This window comes from Kitasatospora sp. NPDC032150 (genome assembly GCF_055579945.1).
Genome location: NZ_JBVIMH010000001.1, coordinates 517303 through 527180 on the forward strand (window position 1 = coordinate 517303; position 9878 = coordinate 527180).

Annotated in this window: 7 protein-coding genes and 2 riboswitches; of the genes, 5 read left to right on the forward strand and 2 right to left on the reverse strand. The window is 72.5% G+C overall.

Annotation, left to right across the window (positions count from 1 at the left end; genetic code table 11):
* Positions 1 to 49: 49 nt before the first annotated feature.
* Entirely contained in the window at positions 50 to 1288 is a 1239-nt protein-coding gene (locus ACZ5ON_RS02270; RefSeq protein ID WP_465583875.1) for an MFS transporter, read from the forward strand.
* A 439-nt stretch (positions 1289 to 1727) separates the two neighbouring features.
* Here the strand turns inward: ACZ5ON_RS02270 and pdxR are convergent, their stop codons facing one another.
* Complete coding sequence (pdxR, locus tag ACZ5ON_RS02275; protein WP_465583878.1) at positions 1728 to 3167, reverse strand: MocR-like pyridoxine biosynthesis transcription factor PdxR; 1440 nt, start codon at positions 3165 to 3167, stop codon at positions 1728 to 1730.
* Positions 3168 to 3263: 96 nt separating this feature from the next.
* On the opposite strand from pdxR, the gene ACZ5ON_RS02280 reads away from it, so the two are divergent.
* Complete coding sequence (locus ACZ5ON_RS02280; protein WP_465583881.1) at positions 3264 to 3908, forward strand: DsbA family protein; 645 nt, start codon at positions 3264 to 3266, stop codon at positions 3906 to 3908.
* Between the two features lie 270 nt (positions 3909 to 4178).
* Positions 4179 to 4347, forward strand: a riboswitch (cyclic di-AMP (ydaO/yuaA leader).
* A gap of 2 nt (positions 4348 to 4349) precedes the next feature.
* Positions 4350 to 5297 carry a CAP domain-containing protein gene (locus ACZ5ON_RS02285; protein WP_465583884.1) on the forward strand — a complete coding sequence of 316 codons (948 nt, stop codon included), beginning with the start codon at positions 4350 to 4352 and terminating at the stop codon, positions 5295 to 5297.
* A gap of 103 nt (positions 5298 to 5400) precedes the next feature.
* Here the strand turns inward: ACZ5ON_RS02285 and ACZ5ON_RS02290 are convergent, their stop codons facing one another.
* Positions 5401 to 5667: a hypothetical protein gene (locus ACZ5ON_RS02290; protein WP_465583887.1), complete on the reverse strand. Its 267-nt coding sequence runs from the start codon at positions 5665 to 5667 to the stop codon at positions 5401 to 5403.
* 377 nt (positions 5668 to 6044) lie between these two features.
* On the opposite strand from ACZ5ON_RS02290, the gene ACZ5ON_RS02295 reads away from it, so the two are divergent.
* Together ACZ5ON_RS02295 and ACZ5ON_RS02300 are read left to right on the forward strand one after the other, a co-directional pair.
* Positions 6045 to 7460 (forward strand): NAD(P)/FAD-dependent oxidoreductase, encoded by a 1416-nt coding sequence (locus ACZ5ON_RS02295; protein WP_465583890.1) that lies wholly within the window; start codon positions 6045 to 6047, stop codon positions 7458 to 7460.
* 130 nt (positions 7461 to 7590) lie between these two features.
* Positions 7591 to 7766, forward strand: a riboswitch (M-box (ykoK) riboswitch).
* A 337-nt stretch (positions 7767 to 8103) separates the two neighbouring features.
* The gene (locus ACZ5ON_RS02300) at positions 8104 to 9753 is read left to right on the forward strand and encodes an NRAMP family divalent metal transporter (protein WP_465583893.1); all 1650 of its coding nucleotides are present in this window, start codon (positions 8104 to 8106) and stop codon (positions 9751 to 9753) included.
* Positions 9754 to 9878: the final 125 nt, after the last annotated feature.

The window sequence follows — 9878 nt, forward strand, 5'->3', positions numbered from 1 at the left end:
TCGAGTCTAGTCGTACTGGCGGCCGTCGTGTCCGAACGGGGGAATTCTCATGGCTGATACTCAGATCTGCGCAGCTCCAGGGAAGTCGGTCTTGGCCGAGGCTGCGGTCGAGGCGCCGAGGCGGGAGATCTGGCTGGCGGCCTGGCCGGTGACGGCGGTCTTCGTGCTGTCCAACGCGCCCACACCGCTGTACAAGCTCTGGCAGCACCAACTCGGCTTCTCCAAGGGCACCATGACGGTGATCTTCGCCTGCTACATCGTGGGCCTGCTCGGCACCCTGCTGGTGGCGGGGGTCGCCTCCGACCGCCTGGGGCGCAAGCCCGTACTGCTCCCGGCGCTCGGCCTCGGCGTGCTGTCCTGCGGCATCTTCGCGACGGCCGGCTCGGTGCCCGCCCTGGCCGTGGCCCGGCTGCTGGCCGGCATCGCGGTCGGTGCCACGGTCTCGGCCGGCATGGCCGCCGTCAGCGACATCGGCGGGCCCGGGCGCAAGCGGCTCGCCGCGCTGCTCGCCTCGGCCGCGATGGTGCTCGGCGCCGGACTCGGGCCGCTGAGCGCCGGAGTGCTCTCCGAGCTGCTGCCGGCGCCGACCGTGACCGTCTTCCTGGTCGAGACCGTCCTGCTGCTCACCGCCGTGCTGGAAGTGCTGCGGATGCCGCTGCCCCGGCGCTCCCCCGCGGCGGCGGGATCCTGGGTCCGGGTGCCGTCGGTCCCGCGCGCCAACCGGATCCAACTGCTGCTGGGTGCCGCCGTGTTCGCGCCCGGCATCACCGCGACCTCGTTCGTTCTCTCACTCGGCCCCTCGCTGCTCTCCGAACTGCTCGGCACCTCCAGCCGGGTGGTCGCCGGGGCGATGGCGTTCGTGATGTTCTCGGCCGCGACCGGTGTGCAGTTCCTGGTGCAGCGGCTGCGGACCCGGGCCGTCCTGGTGCTGGGCTCGTCGGCCATCGCCCTCGGCATGCTCGCCCTCGTCCTCGCGGTGCGCGGCGCCTCGGCGGTCCTGCTGGTGATCGCGGCCGTGCTGGCCGGCGCCGGCCACGGTCTGGGCCAGCTCGGCGGCCTGTCCCTGCTCAACTCGGCCGTTCCCGCCGCCCGCCTCGCCGAGGCCAACGCCGCCCTCAGTGCCGCCGGCTACATCCCGGCCGGCCTCTTCCCGGTCTCGGTCGGCTACCTCAGCGACGCGGTCGGCCTCCCCGGCGCCGCCACCGCCTTCGGCCTGACGATGACCGCCATCGCCCTGCTCGGCGCCGCCGTCGTCAACGTCCTGCACCGCCGGGGGCGGCTCGGCTAGCCGGAGCGGCAGCCGGCGGCGCACCTGCGGCGCGTCGGAGTTGAGGGGCCGTGCCGAGCGCTCATGGCTGTCCGGTGGGCTGGCGCTGCGAGGTGGGGCCCCCGCTCTCCGGCCGGAGCGCCGCGCCGTCCCCGCTGCCCGGTCGTGCGGCCCCGGGGCCGACTCCCGCGCCGGTGCGGGCTCCCGCCCTGCTTCCGGCGTCCGTTCCCGTCGGAGTCCGCCGCGCCCGGGCTCCGGACGGGCCGGCCGGTCGCGCCCGGGTGACCAGGACGAGCGGAAACCGCGGCTGACCGCTACACGGCGCGACATCACCAGCTAGCGGGCGGTGGCGCACCACCGGCAGCGGGGCGAACTCCGCAGGAGTTCTGCGGGCGACCTCAACCCCGGGCGCCGGAGCGGGGGTTGACCACGAGTGGGGCGGACGGGCCCGGCCGCCCGTTCAGTACTGGACGGGCAGGGCGGCGGCGCGGAGACTCTGCCGCAGGCACTGCAGGCCCTCGGCGATCCGGTCCCGGTCGATCGCGCCGAAGCCGAACACCAGCCCAGGCCGGGTCGGTTCCCCGGCGCTGAAGTCGGCGACGGTGTTCACCGCGACCCCCGCCCGCCGCGCGGTGGCGAGCACCGGTCCGAGGTCCACGCCGGGAGCGGTCCGGGCGCACACGTGCAGTCCGGCGGCCGAGGGCACCGGTTCCAGCCAGGGGACGAAGTCCCGGGCCAGAGTGGTGGTGAGCAGCGCGTGGCGGGCGGCGTACTCCCGGCCGGCCCGGCGGATGTGCCGTGCCAGCAGGCCCTCGTCGATGAACCGGGCCAGTGCTGCCTGGGCGACCGGGTCGCCGTGCCAGTCGGACAGCTGCTTGGCACTGCGCAGCGCCGCTTGCAGCGAGGCCGGGGCGACCAGGAAGCCGAGGCGCAGCGCGGGCAGCAGGGTCTTGGAGTAGGAGCCCACGTAGACCACCCGGCCGCCGGGATCCAGGCTCTGCAGGGGCTCCAGCGGCCGCCCGGTGAAGCGGAACTCGCTGTCGTAGTCGTCCTCGACGACCACCGCGTCGTGCCGTTCGGCCCAGTCCAGCAGGGCGGCGCGGCGGGCCAGCGACATCGGGGTCCCCAGTGGGAACTGGTGTGAGGGAGTGGTATAGACCAATCTGGCCTCCCGGGGGAGGGCGTCCACCATCAGCCCCTCGGCGTCCACCGGTACGCCGACCACCCGTGCGCCCAGTGAGCCGAACAGCAGTCGCGCTGGCGGGTAGCCCGGTTCCTCGACGGCCACGCAGTCCCCGGGCTCGATCACCACCCGGCCGACGAGGTCCAGTGCCTGCTGCGCCCCCTGGGTCACCAGGACGTCCTCGGCCGTGGCCCGAACCGAGCGGGAGAGGCCGACGTGGCGGGCGATGGCCGCGCGCAGATCGGCGTGGCCCTCGGGCGGCCCGTAGTCGGCCCGGCCGAGCCCGCTCGGCCGCAGCTCGTCGGTGATCAGCCGCCGCCAGGTCTGGAAGGGGAACAGTCGCCCGTCGGGCGTGCCCGCGCGGAAGTCGTAGACGGGCTCCGGGGATCGGCCCTGAGCAGCCGGGACGGACTGCCAGATCCGCCTCGGCTGCGCCCCGGGCCCGGCCGGTGCGCGGCGGGTGGCCAGCGTGCCGACGGACTGCCCGGACACGAAGGTGCCCGACCCCGCCCGGCCCTGGAGGAAGCCCTCCGCGGCCAGCCGCTCGTAGGCCGAGGCCACGGTGTTGCGGGACACCCCGAGCCGGCGGGCCAGCTCCCGGCTGGGCGGCAGCCGTTCGCCGGGGCGCAGCCGTCCGTCCAGGACCGCGTCCAGCAGGTGCCGGTAGATCCGGGCGGCTCGATCGCCCCGCTCGCTGAGGGTGACATGTACATCCATGATTGGCCCAATCAGATTGATCCGAATTGGAGCTTAGCCAAGGCCAGTTGGTCACATAGCGTCTCCTCGGACACTCAAGGAACAGGAGATTCACACATGGCGACCACTGCCGAGATGACCGTTGAGACGACGACCGTGGACATGTGGTTCGACCCGGTGTGCCCGTGGGCGTGGATCGGCTCGCGCTGGCTGCTGGAGGTGGAGCAGGTCCGTCAGGTCCGCACCCGATTCCGGGTGTTCGGTCTCGCCGCGCACAACGACGGCCGCGAGGTGGACGACTGGTACCGGCAGTGGCTCGCCGAACGGCGGGGCCCGGCCAGGGTGGTGCTGGCCGCCGAACGCGCGCACGGCAACGGGGTGTTGCGGGATCTGTACGCCGCGCTCGGCAACCGGATCCACCTGGAGAAGGCCCCCGTCGGCCGAGAGCTGTACCTGGCCGCGCTGGAGGAGGCGGGCCTGCCCGCCGGACTCGCCGACGCCGCCGATGACGCCGGGCTCGACCCGCTGCTGCTGGCCGGCAACCGGGTGGCCCTCGACCCCGTCGGCGAGGACCTCGGCGTGCCCGCGATCCACATCCCCGGTCCCGACGGCTCGGTCAACGCGTTCTTCGGCCCGGTGGTGAGCCCGATCCCCCGCGGTGAGGCGGCCGGGCGGCTGTGGGACGGCATACTGCTCGTCACGGAGGCCGAGGGGTTCTTCGAACTCAAGCGCGGCCGCACCTGCGGGCCGATCGTCGACTGACGCGCGCCGGCCGCCTCGTCCGCCCCCGCCCCCCGTGGGGGCGGCGGCCGTCGCGACCGCCATCAACAGTCGAGAGATTTGTCCGATTAGGTCACTTATGTAGGATTACGTCAGTGAATATGGCTATCCATCAGATCTTCACTGGATGTCCATGTGATGCGCATGATACGAACTTGTGTCTTGCAGGCCGATCTGCCTAGCGTTCAGGCTGTCCGCACCTGCGGACCCTGCCGCCGGGACGCCGAGTCCTGTCCACCGGTCGGCCGGACGTCGAGCAGTGCACCGGGCAGGAGCGGGGGAACCAGGTAGTTTGCCGCGCCCTGCTCGACCCGTTCGCGGGCGAGACGAGTGCGGCTAGGGGTGAAGCCGCCGTGTGCGGCCGGGCTACCTCACGGCCCGAACCCGACAGCTCACCTCGCAGGCGTCGCAGAGGGACGCCCCATGCTGAATTCAGGTACCGGCCGGCATCGCCGTGCGCGCCGGAGGCACACCCCGCGGCTGGCCGCCACCGCCGGGATCGCCGGCGCCGGCTTCATGCTGCCGCTGCTGAGCGCGAGCGGAGCCTCCGCCGCGCCCGGCTCCCACACCTACGCGAGCCATGCCGGCTGGCAGGACCACCATCAGGACCGGCACCAGGGCGACGCCGATCGGCACCGCCACCACCAGGCCGGCCCGCACGCCGGGCCCTCCGCTCCGGCCTCGGCCGAAGCCTCGCACGCCTCGCCGTCGCCGTCCGCCCCGGCCTCCCACGCACCGGAGTCCGCGACTGCGCGCCCCGGCGGCGAGTCCCAGGGCTCCCACTCCGCGCGGCCCTCCGCGCCGGCTTCGGCCCCGGTGTCGCACACGTCCGCGCCGTCGTCTCCGGCCGCGTCGCCGTCCGCCCCGGCCGCGCACGCCCCCACCACTCCGGCCGCGCCCACCACTCCGGCCGCGCCCACCACCCCGGCCGCGCAGACCGGTTCGAGCTCGGACGCCGTGCAGCAGGTGCTCGGCTTGATCAACCAGGCACGGGCCGCCCAGGGCCTGCCTGCCTACACCATCACGGCGGGGCTGACCAGCAGCGCCGAGGCCCACAACCACACGATGGCCGGTGGCTGCGGCATGTCCCACCAGTGCCCGGGCGAAGCCGAGTTGGGGGCGCGGGTGACGGCCGCGGGCGTCCAGTGGAACGCCGTCGGGGAGAACATAGGCTACGGCAACGGGGTCTCCACCTCGGCCCAGGACATCGCCGCCATGGCGGTCAGTCTGACCCAGGACATGCTGAACGAGACGCCGCCGGACGACGGCCACCGCAAGAACATCCTCAGCAGCGAGTTCACCCACATCGGCATCGCCGTCTACCGCGATGCCAGTGGAACCGTCTGGCTCACTCAGGACTTCTCCAACTGACCCGTCCGTCAAGGGCGTAGGCCGAGGCCGATCCGACCCAGTCCCGGGCGGGTCGGGCGCCTCCGCCCCGCGGGCGCCAGTCCCGGGTGGAGCGGCCGGAGGGTCAGGAGCTGAGGTCGAGCGCGCCCATCGGGTGGCCGGCCCAGATTGCCCGAGCAGCCTCGTGCGGGTGTGCGACCACCTGCGGGCGCTCGGTCGCGAAGGCCCGCGTCAGCCGGTCCGGAGAGGAGTAGCGCGGCCAGCCGGCCTGCCCGGTGGCCGCGAACTCGCTCCAGATCCCGCGGAAGGAGGCGATCCCCGCAGGGCCGATGCCTCGGACGGTGCCCTGGGCGGTGCGGACCTCGGGAAAACCGGGCAGCGGAGCGCGCACGGCGGGACCTCGCACGGTCGGGCGGGTCGGCGGTCGCCGGCCCCGGCGACGACCCTGACAGCTAATTGGGGAGACTTCCCCAATTAGCTGTCAGGGTCGTCATTCCGTCTCGAGGGGGTGGTTAGCGGCCCCGCTCGGGAGGGCAGAATGCATCCGGTCCGTGCTCGTACGCTCCCCGCGTGCGCTGCGCGCTCCCACTCACGCCGTACGCCCGCCGTCCAGTACCGCCGCACGCCGCGTCGCGCCGCCGAGCACCGCACCACCCAGCCGTGCGCGGGTGCTGCTTGCATCGCGCGCAGCACGATCCGCACCGCACCACCCGCCGAACAGTGCGGGGCTCGACGCCGTGAGCCCCGCCGGCCGAAGGGGGAATCGAGATGCCGCTGCCGGTTGGCAGAGCCGTCGTGCTGGGAGGCAGCCTGGCCGGACTGCTGCACGCCTGGGTCCTCGCCGAGGCGGGCTGGCAGGTGACCGTGGTGGAGCGCGACCGCCGGCCGGGCAAGGCCGAGTTCGCCGGGGGAGTCCCGCAGGCCCGGCAGGCGCACCTGCTGATGCCGGCCGGCCTGTACGCCATCGAGCGACTGCTGCCGGGCACGACCGCGCTGCTCACCGGTGAGGGTGCACAGCACTTCGACCTGGCCACCGACATCCGCTGGCTGACGCCGACCGGCTGGCTGGACTCCTTCTCGCCCCGGCACACCATCGTGAGCTTCACCCGCCCGCTGATCGACTGGGCGCTGCGCCACCAGGTCCTCCTCCACCCGGGCGTCGAGGCGCGCCACGGAGTCGAGGCGGTCGGACTCGCCGTCGCCGGAACGCGGATCGCCGGAATCCGCTGCCGTGAGCGCGGAGCCCGCGACCGCACCGAGTCGGTGCTGCCCGCCGAGGTGGTGGTCGACGCCACCGGCCGGACGTCCCGCACCCCGCACTGGCTGACCGAACTCGGGCTCGGCGCACCGGAGGAGAGCGTGGTGGACGGCGGTGTCGGCTACTCCACCGGGCTGTTCCGCCGGGCCGGGGCGGATCTGGCCGGCAGCCGTGCGATGTACTTGCAGCCCAGGCCCGGCCGCAACCCCCGGTTCGGGATGCTGGTCCCGGTGGAGGGCGATCGTTGGATGGTGACGGTCGGCGGGATGCGCGGCTTCAATCCGCCCGCCGATGCCGATGGATTCCTCTCCTTCGCGCGGGAGTTGAGCGTCCCGGAACTCTACGGGGTGGTCCGGGGGCTGGAGCCGGTCGCCCCGATCCACGGCTTCCGTCCGCCGCCCAGCCGGCGGCGGCACTACGAGCGCCTGGCTGACCTCCCCGAGGGGCTGCTCGTGGTCGGTGACGCGGCCTGCACCTTCAATCCGATCTACGGGCAGGGCATGTCCGTGGCGGCCCGGTCCGCGCTGGTGCTGCGCGAACTGCTTCCGGCCGGCGCCCGCCCGGCACGCGGGCCGGGTGCGGCAGGGGGGACAGGTGTCGCACTCCCGGTGGACTCCCGGAGGATCCAGCGCGCGGTGTCCCGGGAGGCGGGGGCGGCCTGGCAGATGGCCTCCTCGGAGGACCTGCGCTACGACACCACCGTCGGCGGCCGCAGGAATCCGCTGCTGAAGCTCCAGCACGCCTACATGGACCGGGTGTTGAGCGCCGCCCTGAATCACCGGGCCGCGCAGGGCGCCTTCATCGACGCCCTCTCGCTGACCGCACCGCCGAGCAGGCTCTTCGCGCCCGCGGTGCTCTGGCAGGCTGCCTGGCACGGCGGTTCAAGGGGCCGGCGCGCCGAATCCCGGTCTCGGAGCACGCGGTAAATCGGTTCATTGATGCCGGAGTTGCGCGGGGTGGCACCGGGGTTCCCGTTCGGACCGAGAGGAACGGTCAAAATTCGGTAAATGTGTTCGGCGCACCCTTCCGTCGGGTCTACGCTTGACGAGGTTTGAAAAGGCACCTCGTTCGGTGAGGCGTCTTCACGGACACAGGCCACTGATCCCAACCGTCGAGAGACGCTCCGGATCAGGACAGATCCTCCCGACCTAAGGGTTGATCCCAAGTGGCTTCCGACCTGCGGGCCGGATCACGCCGTGGAGTGCCAAAGCTCTGACGAGTTGGGGTGAGCCGGCCGTCGAGGCTGGTCCGCTCCTTGCCGTGTCGATACGACGCACCGCTGCGTCCCGGCCGGAAGGAGGCGAGAGACATGGATTCGAGTTGCAGTAGTCCGGGCCATAAACGGGCCCATAACCGCATGTCCTCGTTCTCCATCGGCACGCGGTAACAACCCTCTCCACGAGCATTTCTGACAGACCGTCGGCTCAGTGCGGCGCCATGCCCTCATTTCCTTGTGACCTCATGGCGTTATTCCGCCATGGGCTGCCGCGGTATGCCCTGATGGAGGGGATTGCTGCTTCGCGCCGCCCGAACTCTCCCCCTGAACCGGGGGGGCAAGGGAGGTTCGCCATGACCGACACCACCATGACTCCACCGACGATCCCGGCGCCGCGTGCCGCGGTCCTCGACGACGCCCACATCGGCGACATCCAGGGCGCCCTGGGCACCATCAGCCTCAGCGACACCGCCCCGCGGCAGGGCCTCTCCGCCAAGCTCAAGACGCTGCTGGCGATCGTCGGCCCCGGCCTGATCGTGATGGTCGGCGACAACGACGCCGGCGCGTTCTCCACCTACGGCAGCGCAGGCCAGAACTACGGCACCCACCTGCTGTGGACCCTGCTGCTGCTGGTTCCCGTGCTCTACGTCAACCAGGAGATGGTGCTCAGGCTGGGTGCGGTCACCGGTGTCGGCCACGCCCGCCTCATCCTCGAGCGCTTCGGCAGGTTCTGGGGCGCGTTCAGCGTGATCGACCTGTTCCTGCTCAACGCGCTGACGCTGGTCACGGAGTTCATCGGGGTCACGCTGGCGGCGGGCTACCTCGGCCTGCCGAAGGGCGCCTCGGTGGTCCTGGCCGCTGCGGTCATCATCGCCTCCGCCTTCACCGGGTCCTTCCGCCGCTTCGAGCGGATCGCGGTCGCGCTGTGCGTCGGCTCGCTGCTGCTGGTGCCGATCTACTTCGTGGTCCACCCGAGGACCTCGCAGATGGCGCACGACTTCTTCGTCCCCGGTATGCCGGGCGGCGGTGGCGAGTTGGCCACCGTGATGCTGCTGATCATCAGCATCGTCGGCACCACGGTCGCCCCCTGGCAGCTCTTCTTCCAGCAGTCGTACGTCATCGACAAGCGGATCACCCCGCGCTTCATGAAGTACGAGAAGGCCGACCTGTGGATCGGCATCGTCATCGTGGTCGTCGGCGCCGCGGCGATGATGGGCTTCACCGCCGCCGCGTTCGCCGGCACCGACGGCGCCGGCCAGTTCACCGACGCGGCGGGCGTGGCCAAGGGGCTGGAGGAGCACGCGGGCAAGCTGGTCGCCGTGCTGTTCGCGATCGCCCTGCTGGACGCCTCGATCATCGGCGCCTTCGCGGTCTCCCTCTCCACCGCCTACGCCATCGGCGACGTCTTCGGCATCAAGCACTCGCTGCACCGCGGGGTCGGCGGTGCCAAGGGCTTCTACGCCGTCTACGCGGGTCTGGTCGCGGCCGCCGCCGTCATCGTCCTGGTCGCGAGCGACGGCACGCTGGGCCTGCTCACCCAGGGCGTCCAGGTCCTGGCCGGTGTACTGCTGCCCTCCGCCTCGGTCTTCCTGCTGCTGCTGTGCAACGACAAGGAGGCCCTGGGTCCCTGGGTGAACGGTCCCAGGACCAACGCCTTCACCTCCGCCGTGATCGGCGTCCTGGTCACCCTGTCCGTCATCCTGACCGCCTCCGTGCTGTGGCCGGACATCAGCTCCGGGGCGATCCTCGACATCATGGCCGGCTGCGGTGTCCTCGGGGTGCTGGCCGCCGGGTACTCCTTCACCCGCCGGCGCACCGCCACCAAGGAGGATGAGATCGACCGCACCGGGCGCGAGAACTGGCGGATGCCCCCGCTGGAGACCCTGGCCAAGCCGAAGGTCTCCACCGCGTACAAGATCGGCATGGGCGCGCTGCGCACCTACCTGCTGGTCGCGATGATCCTGGTCGTCGTGAAGCTCATCGAGGTGGCCCTCTCCCGCTGACCCCGGCGGTGGGGGGGGGGGGGGGGGGGGGGCCCCCCCCCCCCCCCCCCCCCCCCCCCCCTCCCCCTCTCCCCCCCCCCCCCCCCCCCCCCCCCCCCCCCCCCCCCCCCCCCCCCCCCCCCCCT